Genomic DNA, 16,262 nt, shown 5'->3' with positions numbered 1-16,262 from the left:
CTCTAAAAAATGTTTTCTGATCTTATTATCTGACGAGGCCTCAAAACAAAAAAAAGTTACTTTTTTTTCAAAATATTTTAACATTTTTTAACAATTTATATTATTGTCTGATACTCATGGAGCATTCTATTTGATACTGTAAAAGGTAGCGCAAAAGATACTCCAGGCTGCTCGTTAAAAATAGAATTTCTGGAAGAAATTATGGAACTGCCCATTCCTATCGGCACAATAAACTGCCCGCCGGATCAGCTAAAAGAAAATATTGCCATTATCTCCAGAAAACATATAATCAGGGCTTTTTTCCTCCAAAACACATCTCCATCAAACACTTAACAAATAAACAATAATCGGCTAACCTTAAGGAAACATTGGTTGGCTACTTTACAGGTACGTTTGCATACAACAAGTAAAAAAACAGGTAAATAACAATGTTTCCATAAACATTAAGCGATGAAACAGCAAGCCAGAACGATACCAGGAAAACTGGTAGATTTTGATTATAACAGATATAGATTACCCACTTTTGTGATGCAATTTAAACCCTCCGTATATCAGGATGGTGATTGCTTTTATGCAGTATTATCCTTTGAAGAGGAACACGATGTTTCGGGCCTTGGAACCTCACCTGAAGATGCGTTGATAGACTGGAATGATAAAGTGTGCGAAATGCTTGCCTTATCAGGCCCTTTACGTACATCATTAAGTATCAAAAACAAATAAGCTGCCATAAAAAACCGGCCATTCCTACCCTTACCTAAATTTATTCTGATGAACCACAATACATCTACCGACCTGGTATTTGATCAGGACTATCATGAGCAGCCGAATTTTCTCGGCAATTGCCATTTTGAAATCAAAAGACCCTACGATTGTTCGATGATCCAGCTCCATCACTTCTATTTATTATTGAAAAAGGGAAATAAAGTTTCGCCTGTTGATCTGCCCTTAAAGATTTTCAATGCAGCGTTTCTTGCATTCTGCTACAATGGCAAAAAACTGGTCGGCATTTCGGCTATTAAAAGACCATGTCTATCTTACCTGGAAGAAGTGTATAAAAAAGCTGGTATTACAGCAGGTATAGACAAACCATTTTTAGAAATCGGTTATTCATTCACTCGTGAATCAGTTCGTAGAAAGGGAATCAGCAGCACATTAAAACGGATGTTACTCAATAAAATCAGCGATCATCATGGTATTATATTTTCTACCACAGCAACTTCTAGCAGTCAGCGATTTCTTGTCGCCAATGGTTTCCGGGCAAAAGGGAATCCTTATCAGGGTAACTTCGATAACCATATCATCTACTTTGAACGTACGCGCTAATGTTGATTTTATGGTGTATTGGCTAATTGATCAGCGAGGCAGGGGCTCGAAAAAGATGTTATTCGTATAATGTATCCGGTTTTTGGTTGCTATTATCCGATGTTGCCTGCTGAAATGCTTTAAGAATAAGTAAAAATGGAGAAAGCAGATAAATACGGTGAACTGCAATTGAGCCATTAGCGCTACAATTATTTCATTTCGCTAATTTAAGAGCGGCCAGATACAGGAGGGTAAAACTGAAAAAATTTCAGCAATGACTCTGAAAAAATTTCATAAAAGATGAAAATTTTTCAGAGAAAACCGTTCGCCAGCCTGCCTTGAGCACCTTGGCACAGCACTTGATTAACTGGAAATGTAACCTTTGGAATAAGGTTAAAGCGTTAAATTAATTGATTTATAGTCCATTTATTATTAAAACATTAAAAGGAGAAAAAACTATGACATTGGTTAAATTCAATCCAGAAAAAAAGAACAGTTCATTATTGCCAGGCTTTAATGACATCTTCGAATCAGTATTAGGTGATACCTTTTTTAACGACCGTCGTTTAAGCACTGTACCTGCGGTTAACATTTCCGAGTCGAATGAAGAATATCACATTGAACTTGCGGCGCCTGGATTAAGGAAAGAAGATTTCAAGGTATCCGTAGAACGGGATATGCTGAGCATTTCTACTGAGCAGCGCACCGAAAACAATACTGAAGGTAAAATCTATAACAGAAGGGAATATAGCTACTCGGCATTTACCAGATCATTTACCCTTCCGGAAAGTGCTAACGTTGAGCAAATTCAGGCTGCTTATACGGATGGCGTGCTCAAACTCAACATTCCCAAAAAGGAAGAGGCTAAAGCGATCGCCAGACAGATCGAAATACAATAATTCCCCAAGTGCCGCTAAATGCGGCACTTTTTATTCATAATGTACTCAAATCTGTTAAAAAAATACAACATTTAGCTATGGAAACCCGTTTCACCATCAACATCAGCCTTCAGGGGCCAGGTGGAAAAATCACCTATGGCAAATTTTCTCTCGGCAAAGACAAAAAAGAAGCCAGTGAAATTTTCTCACAGCTAAAAGGAAGCGCAGAAGATGCTCCAGGCTGTTCGTTAAAAATAGAATTTCTGGAAGAACTTATGGAACTGCCTATTCCTACCGGCATCATAAACTGCTCTCTGGATGAGCTAAAAGAAAATATCGCAATCATTACAAAGGAAATATTCCGTATCGCCCACCTGGAGAACGGAAATATTGATTGTTAATACTGGTTTGATCGATTCTTGTTAAAAAAGCATATTATGCTCGCCCCGAACTTTTTTGCTTGAGCCTCCTGAAACTGGTCTATCTGGCACAAAAGAACATCAGCCAGAAACGCCTTGTAAGACATTTAAAACAGCCTCTTCGACAAGCTACCATTGACCATACTCCAATAGAAAAATCGTCATTGCGAGGCACGAAGCAATCTTAATGCGCACGCTAGTAACGATCGTTGTAAGATTGCTTCGTCGGCTGAAAAAGCCTTCTCGCAATGACGATTCCTCACAGTCTACAGTTCGTTAAAAATTCTCCTGTCCATTCATATTGATTTTTATACAATAAATTATCCCTCAGGATGACAATTTTATATTTATGAGACAGCCTCTAGTTTTCCATTTTCTTGCCAGCGCAACTTGGTAATTTCATGAGGTCTTTAATAATAAGCTGTGGAAATAGCGAAATTCATCCCATGTATGGTTCAGTTTTTGTTGCGATGATTCATCACCGGCTTAAAGTAATTATATGATTTGTACGTATTATTCCCACTACCTGGGGTTTGAAAAAATCACAGACCTGCTTCAGAAAGAATTTCCTAAAGCGACACTATCCATAAGTGATCCAGGTGAAGATAAAATAGCGCAACTGGTTATAAAAGGTGGGTTATTTAGTCCATCTATTAAGATTAAAGTAAGCTATCGTGAAAGGGCGTTCCCCTCCTACCAGCTTCCGGAAATTGACGACAGTCCGCTAACGGCAAACTTAAAAGGCCTTTACGGATATATTACAGCATTACCGGCATCAAATGAACAGTTGAAAAATTTGATACTGGCTAAAGTCTCTACTATAAATAGCGAGTTTTCTGTAGAACAGGAACCGCAGGAGAGCAAAGACATAAAACCATTACTTCAAAAACTCGCAACTGAGTTTGATGCGGTTATATTCACACAGCCAGGCACTTTAATCAGCAAGTCTGGCAGACAACACTTTTTAGATCACAATTTAGATCTAATCCTGGATACCTCAGGAAATTCAGAAATTGAAAAACTTAGTGTTAATATTGAGTCGAAATATTTTGATAAGGAACAATCTCAATTATCTGACGATCAAATCAGAAGAAAAGAAAGAAGTGAAGCAATACTGAACGTGAGAGGCATCAAAGTTAATTCAAGTTTACCCTGCATCGACGCTGAAAGTGAAACTTTAATAAGGACACCAAAAGAAATTTCGACCAGGTTATGCATTCTGGCCGTCACTAATTTTGTTGCAAATAATGTGATACCGGCTGATATTGCAATTGCCTATTTGCAACAATACGATTTATGGGCACAAACCACACCTGAAGAAAAAGAATTCCTTGGTCATCCTACCGAAGAGCGGAAAAATACGGAAAGTTGGAAAAGCGAATGTATTTACACGCTGATGTGGGCCTTAGGTAAGGTTGATAAACTTAATTTCCCTGGCCAACTTTGCGATTTAAATGACATCCCTGAACAAGATTATCCTGTTGGTGCCGGAAAAGACCCAAATACTTTTATCAATTCCATAGCTGAAACAAGATCTGCAGCTGAAATTCTGGATGCAAATGACCTTTACTACAGAATCGACTGGGCTTGTGTAGATGCAAGATTGGCAAACGTCCAACTTGAAGAAGCTATTTCTGGTGTAGTGTATGAAAGGCACTATGCCCTAAATTGGCTAATCAGGTATGGTGAACAAGATTGGGATGATGTAAGTTGTGATACTTAGCCTATCCTGATTCGGATAAAATTCATCTACTATATGCTCAATTACATAACATTAAAAACCCAGGTTCGGTATATGTGGTCGCTATACTGAAAGTTGGCCAGCACCATGTTGTCACAGAAAGATATTGTCCCATATCCCCTTTAAATTGTCGTATATCACCCTGCAAATTACCTGGTAATAACGTCATCTTTGTTAAGCAAAGTAAATTCTAAAATAAAAATAATTGTATGTCAGACAACAGCGTTTCATTACACAGAGTGATTAAAGCATCCCCTGAAAAGGTGTACCGTGCTTTTACCGAGCCTAAAGCACTTGCATCGTGGATGCCGCCTTATGGATTTCTCGGTATTATTTATGACATGGATGTAAAGCCGGGCGGCACATTTAAAATGTCTTTCCAGAATTTCACCACAGGAAGTACTAACGCCTTTGGTGGCGAGTACCTGGAGGTAGTTCCGAATGAATTGTTAAAATACACAGATAAGTTTGAAGATTTAAATCTGACTGGTACCATTATAAATACCATCTGGTTCACAAAAACATCCGTAGGTACAGACTTAGAAATATTACAGGAAAACATCCCTGCGATGATACCTCTGGAGATGTGTTATCTTGGTTGGCAGGAATCCCTTGAAAAGCTCATTAAACTTGTAGAGACAAACATACCAGATGCTTAGCAAACCGGCAATCATGCTTATGGTTCAGTTTTTGTTATGATTACAACGCTAAAAAACGCACCATGAGAAGTAAATTTGCTGGTTTGATTATGATGATGTTTGCTTCGGCATGTAATCCGTTTCCAAAGAAAGACAGCCATCCGGAAGTACCTTTAATTTCCGAATTACTTAAAGATCAGCGTAAGTTTAAGCTGGTTACAGACATGCAAAATTTAAGTGAAATTATCTTTTTAGAAGATGACAGATTTTTTTTGAAACCAGACAGAAGTGACGCTCCATTTAAAATAATGGACGTAAACAAACGGATCATTTTTGAGAAAACTTATGATTGGGATCTGCCTTTTTTCATAGATAAAAAAGGTAATCTTTATTTTAATCGTAAAAAATACTTCTATCCGGATTATCGCAAATCCCAGGACTTCAAAAATGTAGTTTTTACCGACAGCTTGAGTGTAAAGTCGGAAGAACTTAAAATTGAAAATGACAGTTTAAAACTTTTGGCACTTTCATAAATATGAAACAGCACTTTTAAAGAGATACGGTTACAAACCTTGTGAATATGTAACTGTGCATCAGGAACGTTGTAATATTTTTGAAATAAAAGATGAAACACTATTTGTGCGCAACGACTATCTTTTTAACAGTGAATTTTCAAGAACTGCAAAAGATGTGAAGAAATTTGATGACGATGTGCTAATTCGATGGCAACAAGGCACGCTCCCCTCTCCGGTATACATGTATTATTATAAGTTAGGCGACCTTAAGTTCAAGGGGGAGAACTTGATTCTGCCACAAGTGATTACATTGCAGGGCATAAAACACCTTTATTCCCCCGGTTTTGGGTTGTATAGGGTCATGGAATAGTTGCCTTCCCTCCTGCTAACGCTCTAGCATATTTGATATCAAACCATAAAATATAGATGCGCAATTCTTCGTGAATTTTGGCTGCAATGATTACCTTGTGTTGTTCCTTATCATTCAATCAATTACGAAAATTACCAGAAAGCCTTTATGACTAAAAAAATATTTGCAATTTTGGTGTTATTTATCGCCTTATGCTCGTTTAGGAAAGGATTTTTCCATCAAAAACTGGGCGATATAGCCGCAATTGACTTCCCTGACAAACCTCAAACCACTGATACCTTAGGCCAACATGTACATCATTATCGTGATTCATCAGGCTTTTATCTTGCCGGCCTTTCTGATCTTACTAACAACGGAGCAGGTTTCAGTCACAACGAACTTGACAGCCTTTATTCCGGATTTATTGGAGGAACATTAAACACATCAAAGGGCGAACTCGTAAGTAAAAAGCCTTACCATATCGATGGGTTGCAAGGATATGAGATTAAGTATATAACCAACAATCCCAAATTATCAAATTTACGCTTTAAAAGGATGCTGTTCCTGAACAACAAAATGCTTTATGTTGATTTCTAGACAGATAAAGATAAAGACGAAATGTCTAAACCCGCCCGGGAGCGATTTTTCAATTCCTTAAAGATTACCGCAGATAAGGCGAGCCGACAACAAGGTACTCCCAATGTGGGAAATATAGCATTTGGATTAGGATATATTGTCGGTCAGGCAATAGTATGGGTGGTATTGGCAGGAGTAATTCTCGTTATTATTTTGTTTATCATCAATAGAAATAAAAGACGGCCGCTGTAATTGCCTGGCCTTTTCGCATTGAATACTGTCTGCTGATCCGAAGTTCAGGCTTCTCTGTGAAAAAATACAGACAGATCCACAAAATGGTTACACTAAATATTGGAGAAACCTCGCTGGCTTTTGAGTACCACGGTCAATGCGTGTATTTCTATCCGGTAAAAAAGATTAGCAACACCGAATTCGAAATGATCTGGGCAAGAGATGTGGACTGCAAATTCGACAATGGAACTAAGGAGACTTTTCGTTTAATAGCGGTACCAAAACTGGAAAAACCATTTGCAAAATTCACCATTAAAAATGGCGTTTTATATGCCGAATATTATTACGCCGAATAGGTAAAAAGATATACTGAACAATGTTTTCACCCCAGAATATTCCAGGAAAAATGAATGATACTAATTTCCGCTTGATCCAGAGTTTGCGCACATGCCGGGCGCAAACAAAAAAACCCTTAAATCTAACGATCTAAAGGCTTTTTGTGTCTTTAAGACGGCATACGCCTATTACAACAAAGACCTCTGCGATGTGATGGAAAAGGGATTGTCCAATTATTCAAACTTTCTTTTGGGAGGAGGGAAATCCTAATTTGGGCGACGTTCTGTTCAAGGGATGCGGTAGCGTGGTGGCTTTCGATGTGGTGAGGGATCTTAAGCGAATAATGGGCAAGGAGCAGTATGAAAACTTGTAGGCAATTCCCTATATTAGGCACCTCCATATTTGCCTATTTACGATTTTACAGCCAGTCAAAAGAGATGGCCAATGCTGATAACTACAATGATGGAACTCGAACAACCTGAAACAATAAGAAAGTTTGCTAACTTCATCCATAAAAATTACTCTCAACGGTCTGCCGGAAGAAATTTCACAACTGGTCGGAGATTGACCAGAATATTTGTAGTAATTGCTTCAAAGTGAAATAAAATCTCAATTATGGGTTAACTTGAGGCCATAATGAGTTATTATTAGTTCAATAATTCATATATTAGCTAAACAACTGATAGTTTAGAATCGCGCGGCAATCGGAAGAATTATTTTAAAGAATGGAAGAAAAAACCATAATTATTGAATCAAAAGAAAGCAATTTCCAAATAGAACAAACCATGGAATTTCAGCTTACTTTTTCTAAAGACGTTTCGGAGTTCAACTTTATCAAATACGAGATTGCAAAAATTGACCCCTCATCAGAATACAATGTAATTAGGGGTTCTTTTACCCAAGACTTGATAAAAAATGGAGATAATCTATACATACTTAGGTTGAAAGCCAGCATACTCAAGGAAGGAATTTATTTTTTTAGCGATATAGAACTACTGAAAAACGAAAAAATAGATTCAGAGTTTCCCTTGAAATTTGACGACTACGGAGACGCACATGTTCAGCAACGTCATTTTAGAATATACTCCAACAACGAAGATGTAAAAGAAGCCATTTTCACCGAAGTCGAAAATATTCAAAAGAACAGAAATGAAAATTTTATTAGTGGATTGGGAGATAAATCCAACCAAAACTTTTTTTCATCATATTTTTTTGTTAAGAATTTATATCTAGATAAACAATTTACATATGGAAAACTTAAAATTATTCCATATTCAAAATACTCTATATCAAATATTTACGACTATATAAACTCGTTTATTGCGAACGAAATCGGCCTTGATGTATGTATTAGTTATGACCCAAACGATAGGATTAAATATGAAAATCCAGGAGTGGTAATTTTTTATCCAAAAATTTTCGCGAAAAATGAGTTAGAAGCATATAACATATCTGAAAGCATTACCCAAAACCTACTTCAATCTTTTTCGCTGACCAGGGACACAAAGGGAGAAATCATATCTGCGATAGTAATAGATTCGCAAACCAAGAAGTTATTTTATAGTAAGCCCGAAACTTTTAGTGCGAATAATATTATGTCTGGCGAGATGTTTGGGGAGGATCCATACCTAAACCAAAAAGTTCTAAGGCTAATACAAGATGATCCTTTTTTCTCGCTGTTGACAAATCTTTACAGGGACGCTGTTAATGAACAACATGTAGAGATTAAATATTCTAAACTTTGGACGATACTTGAAGTTCTAGCAGAAAGTAAGAAGTACCCCGAAAATGTTCTTAAAAAGACTTATCTAGATGGATCAAAAATTCAACATAAAGCAAATGGTAATTCTAAAATTGGTAATAGCAACCCAAAGCCAACTATCAAAGATAAAGTTCGAGAGTATTTCAGAGATAGTCTGAAGCAGAATCCTTTCTTATCAAATTTGTTGCCGTTAAAATCGATCAATGTTGACAGAATTGATAACTTGTTAACTATCTGGTACAGACATCGAAATTGTATGGTTCATAGTGGTGGGTGCCAACCCTTTAATACAGCAGTATGTAAAAATAGTCCTGATTATGCATTATGTAAATCCAAGCATGTTGAAATTGTCAAAAGCAATCCTGAGAGAAACATCTATAACGATACATACTTAAACTTTCTTCATACGTCGGTAAGATGTATTCTATTGAATTATTTTCTACTGAAAACTGGCTACAAAGATGTAAACGAACACTTTTTCATGGTAATGAAGGCGATACCTTCACTAAAACTTGAAGAAATAAATATTAACAGCATGGGTGAGCTTGGTAAGATATTAAAGATTGAAGTTTAAAAATAATCGAATATATTCTGGAAGTAATAGACTTGATCCGAGTTTGCGCACATGCCGGGCGCAAACAAAAAAGCCTTTAAATCTAACGATCTAAAGGCTTTTTGTTTTGTGTCGGGATGGCAGGATTCGAACCTACGACCTCCTGCTCCCAAAGCAGGCGCGATACCGGGCTACGCTACATCCCGAACTTGGTATCGATCTTTTAATCCTGTTTTAAAAGTGGATCAACTTTTTGTCGGGATGGCAGGATTCGAACCTACGACCTCCTGCTCCCAAAGCAGGCGCGATACCGGGCTACGCTACATCCCGAACTTGGTATCTTCTTTTTTTTATTTCCCTTTTTCGAAGGGATTGCAAAGTAACGGATTTAAATTGACAATTCCATTTTTATTTGCAAATTTTTATTCTTTGCGGAGAGGGCGGGATTCGAACCCGCGGTACCGTTACCAGTACGACAGTTTAGCAAACTGTTCCTTTCGGCCACTCAGGCACCTCTCCTTCAAACCTCTCTTTTCTGCCCTACCGGCGTTGTTTTGAGGTCTGCAAATATAGTAAAACAAGTTATCCAACAAAAAAAAATTACAAAATTTGTTGATAATCTATACGCACATGATAGATGCTCATCAGCATCGTCTTGAATATCAATTTGATAGTCTCAATATCTTTTAACGTCAAATCGCAGTCATCTAACTGATTTTGCTCCAATTTGTAGTTAATTATACGTTCAACGATGTCATTTATGTTCTGCGCATCGGGATTTTTCAGACTTCTTGAGGCAGCTTCGACCGAATCGGCGAGCATTAACACACCTGTTTCTTTGCTAAAAGGTATGGGGCCGGGATAACGAAAAATATTTTCGTCGACAAATTTTTCCGGTGTATTTTTCAAAAACGATTGATAAAAATAATCAACACGCGTATTTCCATGGTGCGTTCTGATAAAATCAATTATCGCTTCAGGAATCTGGTTTTTTCTTAAAATCTCAATTCCTTTATGCACATGCTGAATAATGATCTGCGCACTTTGTTCATAAGGTAATTTATCATGCGGACTTACAGCGGTATTTTGGTTTTCAATAAAATACTGTGGATTGTCTACTTTACCAATATCGTGGTATAAGGCCCCTGCCCTTACCAGCACAGAATTACCTCCAATTTTAAATATCGCAGCTTCAGCAAGGTTGGCTACCTGTAAAGAGTGCTGAAAGGTTCCAGGCGCTTTAAAAGCCAGTTCTCTTAACAACTTATTATTGGTATTGGTCAACTCAATTAAGGCCACATCCGAAGTGATACCAAAAATACGTTCGAACAGGTAAATTAACGGATAGGCCAAAAGCGATAAAAGTACGCTAAAAACAAAAGGAATAAAATTCAGCCATTCTATTTCGCGGAAAGATCCTTCGCGCAGTAAGGCAATGCCTATAAAAGAAACAAAATAAGCCAGCAGAATAAATAAGGCTGAAACCAGGAATCTTTCGCGTTTGACGAAGTTTTTTATACTGAATATGGCAACCATACCCGCAGTAACCTGATAAAATACAAATTCGAAACTATTGGCCACAAAGAAACCGGCAATTAAAATCACCAGCATATGGAGGTAAAGTGCCAAACGCGTATCAAACAGGATCCTGATGATAATAGGCACTACACAGAACGGAATGTAGTACAAACTTGGGATTTCCATCTTAATGGCCCAGGTTAAAGCAAGCAGCATCCCTGTGGTTACAATGAGGATTAACGAAAGCTGACGGTTATCGGCAAAAATATCCTTCCGGAAAAGAAAAAGGAACGACATTAAAATAGCCACTATAAAGGCAACCAATATCACCTGCCCAAGGTAAACCAATGCCCTGCTGCCGATTGTTTTGGTCTGCGCATCGTAAGTAGCTTTGTAAGATTCCAGTTTTTGATAAATTTCTTCGTCAATCACATCATTCTTAGCCACAATAAGTTCGCCTTTTTGCACCATCCCTTTCGTAGTAGAAATATTGTTAACCGTATTATCTTGTATGGTTTGCGTTAACCGCTCATCAAACACAATATTCGGAGTGATATGATCAATTGCGAGGTTTGCCACCAGATCGCCCATTACCTGGTTAGGGGCCTTAAAATTATCTTTAAAAAATATCAGGGCCGATTCTGCGGTAAAAACATCCTGTGTATTTTTCTCCTGTGCCACATTGTTTTCAAGCAGAGAAAAGTCGTAGTTTTTACCCCCGGCCTGGTGTTTCACATTCAAGCCAATAATTCCTCTCTGGTAAATACGCTGCAACAATTTATAGGCAGCACTTTTATATACATCCCTGTCCTTTTCGTTAAGCTGTTTTGATTTCCATTTCACATCAAATTCATTGGCAAACTCTTCCAATGCATTTGCGGTAATGCCCCTATCCAATTGGTAAACGGGCAAAATATCTTTTAAGGCATTTTTTTTATCTGCACTAACCTGCGGGTTGGTTTTTAAAATAGCAAAGCTGAAAGGCGAAATCAGATCCTTATTTTTCCATACCGCATTTTTTTCGAACTCATATCTAAACCGGGGTTGTTTGGGCAGGAATAGCGTAATAATGAAAACGGTAAATATCATCATCACATATTTCAGGTTTGATGAATATTTCCGGTAAAGGATCTTGTGTGAATTTCTCTTGATTTTAGCCAAAACGATGTAATTATTGTACTGTCAAAAATAGCATTTTTATCTAATATACATTTTACGGGTTTTGTTTGCAATTACCAGATTTTATATTTTACTTTATGATATCAAATTAATATCAATTATGTATCAAGAAAAAATTATTAATCCGCCATCTGGTTATTTAACATTCGCAATAAGCATATTGTTGCTGGCTGCTTCCATTTTCTGCTTTGTTTCAGAAATTTTTCTCTGGGGAGGGATTTTATTAGCCATAGATATATTTTTACTATTTCCGGGCTTTTTAATCATTAACCCCAACCAATCGATGGTACTTACCCTGTTCGGAAAATATATCGGCACGGTAAAAGCCGATGGTTTTTTCTGGGTAAATCCCTTAACCACAAAAAGACGCTTATCGTTAAAAGCCAACAATTTAAACGGGCAGCAGTTAAAGGTTAACGACAAACTGGGCAACCCGATCGAAATTGCCGCTGTGGTGGTTTGGAAAGTAAACGAAACTGCCAAAGCTGTTTTCTCTGTAGAAAACTACATGCAATATGTAAACATTCAGAGTGAAGCTGCTGTAAGGCATTTAGCCAATATCTTCCCATACGACCATGCTGAAGGGGAAGAAACCAGCATTACCTTAAAAGATGGCGCTGAAAAAGTAAGTGAACTTTTAGAAAACGAGCTGAACGAACGTTTATCCCGCGCAGGCATCGAAGTTTTAGAGGCCAGGATTTCGCATTTGGCTTATGCGCCGGAAATTGCCAGTGCCATGTTACAGCGCCAACAGGCCACAGCAGTAATTGCAGCCCGTAAATTAATTGTTGAAGGCGCCGTAGGTATGGTAGAAATGGCATTAGAGAAATTATCACAAAAAGGGATTGTTGATCTGGATGAAGAGCGTAAAGCAGCCATGGTAAGCAATTTATTGGTGGTTTTATGCGGGGATCGCCATGTACAACCTGTAGTAAACACCGGAACTTTGTATAATTAAGCTAATGGAATTTGAAGAAAAACATGGATTGAAGATCTGGTGGCTTTATCTGGTTACGGCAGCCACTATATTTCCAACAGCGGCCCTACTTATTTTTCAGAATAACGGCTTAAGTATCGCTGAACTTAAAGAAATGTACTTCGCCCCGGTTTTGGCGCTCCTATCTCCGTTTTTAATCATTTTTTTAGTGCAACAGCATAAGCTCACCCTAAAAATAACACCTGAAGAGGTTTCTTTCCGGTATCCCCCCTTTCACTTTACATCAAGTCATTTCCGTTGGGAGCGTATTGAAAAAGCGTACATCAGGAAGTACGATGCATTTTCTGAATACGGGGGTTATGGCGTAAAAAATCGGCTCTGGTTTAAAATTAAAGATAAGGCTTATTTATTAAACGATAAAAACAGAGGATTGCAACTGGAATTTAAAAACGGTAAAAAGCTGTTGTTCAGTTCTAATAAAATAGAAGATCTGGAGATGTTTTTGATTAATTTAAAAACGAGGTATAATATACAAGCAATACAATAAGAATGGCGGAGAAAGATAAAAAAGCTTTTGTATTAAGAATTAGTCCTGCTTTATTAAAAGAAGTGGAAACCTGGGCTGCCGATGAGTTTAGAAGTACAAACGGGCAGATCGAGTTTCTACTCACGCAGGCATTAAAATCGCGAAAGAAGGGAAAAGCAAAAGAAGAATAAAACTGAAAATTGCCAACCGATAACTGTTAACTGCTAACTGCTAACTGCTAACTGAATTGGGCGTTCCCCAAGCTAAGCAAGGATCGGGCTCCAAATAACCTCACATTATTTAACCACCCCACCCTGCGGGCACCCCTCCTTAAAACAAGGAGGGGAGTAATCAGCACTGGAAAAGCAACCTGGCCAAAGAACCACCAGCCCAGGTAATTTAAACCTGATGGCAGCGACAGCCCCGAAGCATGAGGGCTACAGCGAACAGCAGGACTAAACCAACCCCAAGAAACACTACAGCACCTTTCCAAAACCTATTAAAAACTTATTATTTCAAATGTGCTAAAATCATTCCTTAAACGTTATTTTTAAACCTCATAGTTTTTGGAAACCTGCGGGGTTTGACTAACTTAGCGGCCTAACCAAAAATTCATAAAAATTAGTTTACATGAAAGAAGTTGTTATTGTATCAGCTGTGAGAACACCTATAGGTAGTTTTGGAGGCTCATTAGCTCAATTTTCTGCTACTCAACTCGGTGGTTTTGCCATTAAAGCAGCCATTGAAAAAGCTGGCCTTAAACCAGAACAGATCCAGGAAGTATATATGGGTAATGTTTTATCAGCTAACGTTGGACAAGCACCTGCTACACAGGCTGCAAAATTTGCCGGATTACCAGATTTACCTGCCACAACCATAAATAAAGTATGTGCTTCGGGTACAAAAGCAATTATGCTTGCCGCACAAAGCATTGCAAATGGCGATAATGAAATTATTGTTGCTGGTGGCATGGAAAGCATGAGCAATGTTCCCTACTACCTGGATAAGGCAAGAAACGGTTATCGCCTGGGCCACGGACAGGTTACAGACGGTTTAGTAAAAGATGGCCTTTGGGATGTTTACAACGATTACCACATGGGGTCTGCAGCCGAACTTTGCGCTACCGAATGCCACATTAGTCGCGAAGAACAGGATAATTTTGCCATCGAATCGTACAAAAGAGCACAAAACGCACAAACTTCAGGGAAATTTGCCGATGAAATTATAGCCATAGAGGTTAAAGACCGTAAAGGCGAGATTACATTGGTTGATACCGATGATGAGCCCACAGCGGTTAAATTTGATAAAATACCTTCACTTAAACCTGTTTTCAAAAAAGATGGAACCGTAACTGCAGCAAACGCATCAACTTTAAACGATGGCGCAGCGGCATTGGTTCTAATGAGTGCAGATAAAGCAAAAGAACTAGGCTTAACACCTTTAGCTAAAATTTTGGGTTACGCTGATGCACAACAGGCACCAGAATGGTTTACAACCGCACCATCAAAAGCAATTCCATTAGCATTACACAAAGCCGGTATCAACATAAAAGATGTAGATTATTTTGAGATCAACGAAGCCTTTTCTGTAGTTTCTATCGCAAATAATCAACTTTTAGAACTAAACGACAACCAGGTTAACGTAAATGGTGGTGCCGTTTCCTTAGGTCACCCACTTGGCGCATCGGGTGCGCGGATTGTAGTCACCTTACTTTCGGTTTTGGCGCAAAATAACGGAAAAATCGGTGTAGCCGGAATCTGTAATGGTGGTGGTGGCGCAAGTGCACTCGTTATCGAGAAATTATAATCTTTGGTTTTGCAGCGTATGGCGCATTTGATTGTATGAAAGTTATCAGATTTTACATCCTTTTAATTATTGGAACGTTAGGCTTTAGTGTAAAAGCACAGCAATCACCAAATACTTTAAATGTTTTTCAGGATACACTGATTAAAATATCGGCAAGGGTTGTTTCTGCGCAAAGCGATGCTCAAAAATTAGATATAAACGGCAGTTTTGTAAAAACATTGGTTGAGGCATTAAAAGTATCTAATTCTTTTTCTTATCCTTTAGATTCGCTTAAAAATGTATCGGTAATTAAATCACCTGATCAGGCTTTTAGGATTTTGAGTTGGTATGTACTGCTCGAAAACGGCACATACCGCTATTATGGCGCCATTCAGATGAATACAAAAAATGGCCCGTTGAAACTTTACCCCTTAATTGATCAGACCGAAAATCTTGGCGATCCCAATGTCATTACCAATAATCAGAAATGGTTTGGTGCCAGGTATTACGAAATTGTTCCGGTAACCAGCGGAAACCGATTGCCTTATTATATACTTTTAGGCTGGAAGGGTAATACCCAAATGACCACTAAAAAGGTAATCGATATTCTTTCTTTTGATAAGGATAAGCTCACCTTCGGCGCGCCTGTTTTTGACGGCAAAGAACTAAAAGGAAAAAACAGGATCATATTTGAGTATGCTAAATCAAATGCCATGACTTTAAAAACGGATTTGAAAGCAGGCATGATTGTATTTGACCATCTTGCTTCTTTTGATCCAGAAATTAAGGGAAAGTTTGAATATTACGGATCAGACGGCACTTTTGATGGCTTTAAAATTATCGGTGGAAGGCTAAAATTGCAAGAAGATATTATCCTTAACAATGATCCAAATTCGAGTGATGAACTTTATGCAGACCCAAAGAAAAATGTTAAACCCATCAGAAAGTTTTAATTCTTAACAAACCATTTACCTTACTCCTTACTTAAAAATTTGTGAGTTTGGCAATCGCTCACTA

The 16,262-nt window shown here is 38.0% G+C and carries 16 protein-coding genes and 3 tRNA genes; 15 read left to right on the top strand and 4 right to left on the bottom strand.

Annotation, left to right across the window (positions count from 1 at the left end; genetic code table 11):
• Window positions 1-450 precede the first annotated feature (450 nt).
• The 10 genes from BCL90_RS06675 to BCL90_RS06620 all read left to right on the top strand — a co-directional run bounded on the left by BCL90_RS06675 (window position 451) and on the right by BCL90_RS06620 (window position 9,321).
• The gene (locus BCL90_RS06675; RefSeq protein WP_121283211.1) at window positions 451-720 is read left to right on the top strand and encodes a hypothetical protein; all 270 of its coding nucleotides are present in this window, start codon (window positions 451-453) and stop codon (window positions 718-720) included.
• A 48-nt stretch (window positions 721-768) separates the two neighbouring features.
• Complete coding sequence (locus BCL90_RS06670) at window positions 769-1,323, top strand: hypothetical protein (protein ID WP_121283210.1); 555 nt, start codon at window positions 769-771, stop codon at window positions 1,321-1,323.
• Window positions 1,324-1,760: 437 nt separating this feature from the next.
• Window positions 1,761-2,201, top strand: coding sequence for an Hsp20/alpha crystallin family protein (locus BCL90_RS06665; RefSeq protein WP_121283209.1), 441 nt, complete (start codon window positions 1,761-1,763; stop codon window positions 2,199-2,201).
• A 77-nt stretch (window positions 2,202-2,278) separates the two neighbouring features.
• Window positions 2,279-2,581, top strand: coding sequence for a hypothetical protein (locus BCL90_RS06660; protein WP_121283208.1), 303 nt, complete (start codon window positions 2,279-2,281; stop codon window positions 2,579-2,581).
• A gap of 517 nt (window positions 2,582-3,098) precedes the next feature.
• On the top strand, window positions 3,099-4,322 hold the full coding sequence (locus tag BCL90_RS06655; RefSeq protein ID WP_121283207.1) for a DUF4272 domain-containing protein: 1,224 nt from the start codon (window positions 3,099-3,101) through the stop codon (window positions 4,320-4,322).
• A gap of 227 nt (window positions 4,323-4,549) precedes the next feature.
• Window positions 4,550-4,999 (top strand): SRPBCC family protein, encoded by a 450-nt coding sequence (locus BCL90_RS06650; RefSeq protein ID WP_121283206.1) that lies wholly within the window; start codon window positions 4,550-4,552, stop codon window positions 4,997-4,999.
• A 62-nt stretch (window positions 5,000-5,061) separates the two neighbouring features.
• Window positions 5,062-5,511, top strand: coding sequence for a hypothetical protein (locus tag BCL90_RS06645; protein ID WP_121283205.1), 450 nt, complete (start codon window positions 5,062-5,064; stop codon window positions 5,509-5,511).
• Between the two features lie 499 nt (window positions 5,512-6,010).
• The gene (locus tag BCL90_RS06635; protein WP_121283203.1) at window positions 6,011-6,439 is read left to right on the top strand and encodes a hypothetical protein; all 429 of its coding nucleotides are present in this window, start codon (window positions 6,011-6,013) and stop codon (window positions 6,437-6,439) included.
• A 314-nt stretch (window positions 6,440-6,753) separates the two neighbouring features.
• On the top strand, window positions 6,754-7,005 hold the full coding sequence (locus tag BCL90_RS06625) for a hypothetical protein (protein WP_244214189.1): 252 nt from the start codon (window positions 6,754-6,756) through the stop codon (window positions 7,003-7,005).
• A 705-nt stretch (window positions 7,006-7,710) separates the two neighbouring features.
• Window positions 7,711-9,321, top strand: coding sequence for a hypothetical protein (locus tag BCL90_RS06620; RefSeq protein WP_121283201.1), 1,611 nt, complete (start codon window positions 7,711-7,713; stop codon window positions 9,319-9,321).
• 111 nt (window positions 9,322-9,432) lie between these two features.
• Here BCL90_RS06620 and BCL90_RS06615 read toward each other — a convergent pair.
• The 4 genes from BCL90_RS06615 to BCL90_RS06600 form a co-directional block, all read right to left on the bottom strand.
• Window positions 9,433-9,506, bottom strand: a tRNA-Pro gene (locus BCL90_RS06615).
• A 50-nt stretch (window positions 9,507-9,556) separates the two neighbouring features.
• Window positions 9,557-9,630: transfer RNA gene (locus BCL90_RS06610), tRNA-Pro, on the bottom strand.
• A gap of 102 nt (window positions 9,631-9,732) precedes the next feature.
• Window positions 9,733-9,819 (bottom strand) — tRNA-Ser (locus BCL90_RS06605).
• 81 nt (window positions 9,820-9,900) lie between these two features.
• The gene (locus tag BCL90_RS06600) at window positions 9,901-11,979 is read right to left on the bottom strand and encodes an HD family phosphohydrolase (RefSeq protein ID WP_394341698.1); all 2,079 of its coding nucleotides are present in this window, start codon (window positions 11,977-11,979) and stop codon (window positions 9,901-9,903) included.
• Window positions 11,980-12,097: 118 nt separating this feature from the next.
• Between BCL90_RS06600 and BCL90_RS06595 the strand changes: the two genes are divergently transcribed.
• From BCL90_RS06595 to BCL90_RS06575, 5 genes are all read left to right on the top strand, one after another.
• Window positions 12,098-12,955: an SPFH domain-containing protein gene (locus tag BCL90_RS06595; RefSeq protein WP_121283199.1), complete on the top strand. Its 858-nt coding sequence runs from the start codon at window positions 12,098-12,100 to the stop codon at window positions 12,953-12,955.
• Window positions 12,956-12,959: 4 nt separating this feature from the next.
• Window positions 12,960-13,481 carry a hypothetical protein gene (locus BCL90_RS06590; RefSeq protein WP_121283198.1) on the top strand — a complete coding sequence of 174 codons (522 nt, stop codon included), beginning with the start codon at window positions 12,960-12,962 and terminating at the stop codon, window positions 13,479-13,481.
• Window positions 13,482-13,483: 2 nt separating this feature from the next.
• Window positions 13,484-13,651, top strand: coding sequence for an Arc family DNA binding domain-containing protein (locus BCL90_RS06585; RefSeq protein WP_083488688.1), 168 nt, complete (start codon window positions 13,484-13,486; stop codon window positions 13,649-13,651).
• Window positions 13,652-14,090: 439 nt separating this feature from the next.
• Window positions 14,091-15,266: an acetyl-CoA C-acyltransferase gene (locus tag BCL90_RS06580; protein ID WP_121283197.1), complete on the top strand. Its 1,176-nt coding sequence runs from the start codon at window positions 14,091-14,093 to the stop codon at window positions 15,264-15,266.
• A gap of 35 nt (window positions 15,267-15,301) precedes the next feature.
• Complete coding sequence (locus tag BCL90_RS06575; RefSeq protein ID WP_121283196.1) at window positions 15,302-16,198, top strand: hypothetical protein; 897 nt, start codon at window positions 15,302-15,304, stop codon at window positions 16,196-16,198.
• The last annotated feature ends 64 nt before the right edge of the window (window positions 16,199-16,262 follow it).

The organism is Pedobacter alluvionis (assembly GCF_003664035.1).
GTDB classification, from domain to species: Bacteria; Bacteroidota; Bacteroidia; order Sphingobacteriales; family Sphingobacteriaceae; genus Pedobacter; species Pedobacter alluvionis.
The sequence above is the reverse complement of the archived record's forward strand: the minus strand, read 5'-3'. Positions and strand labels throughout refer to the sequence as shown.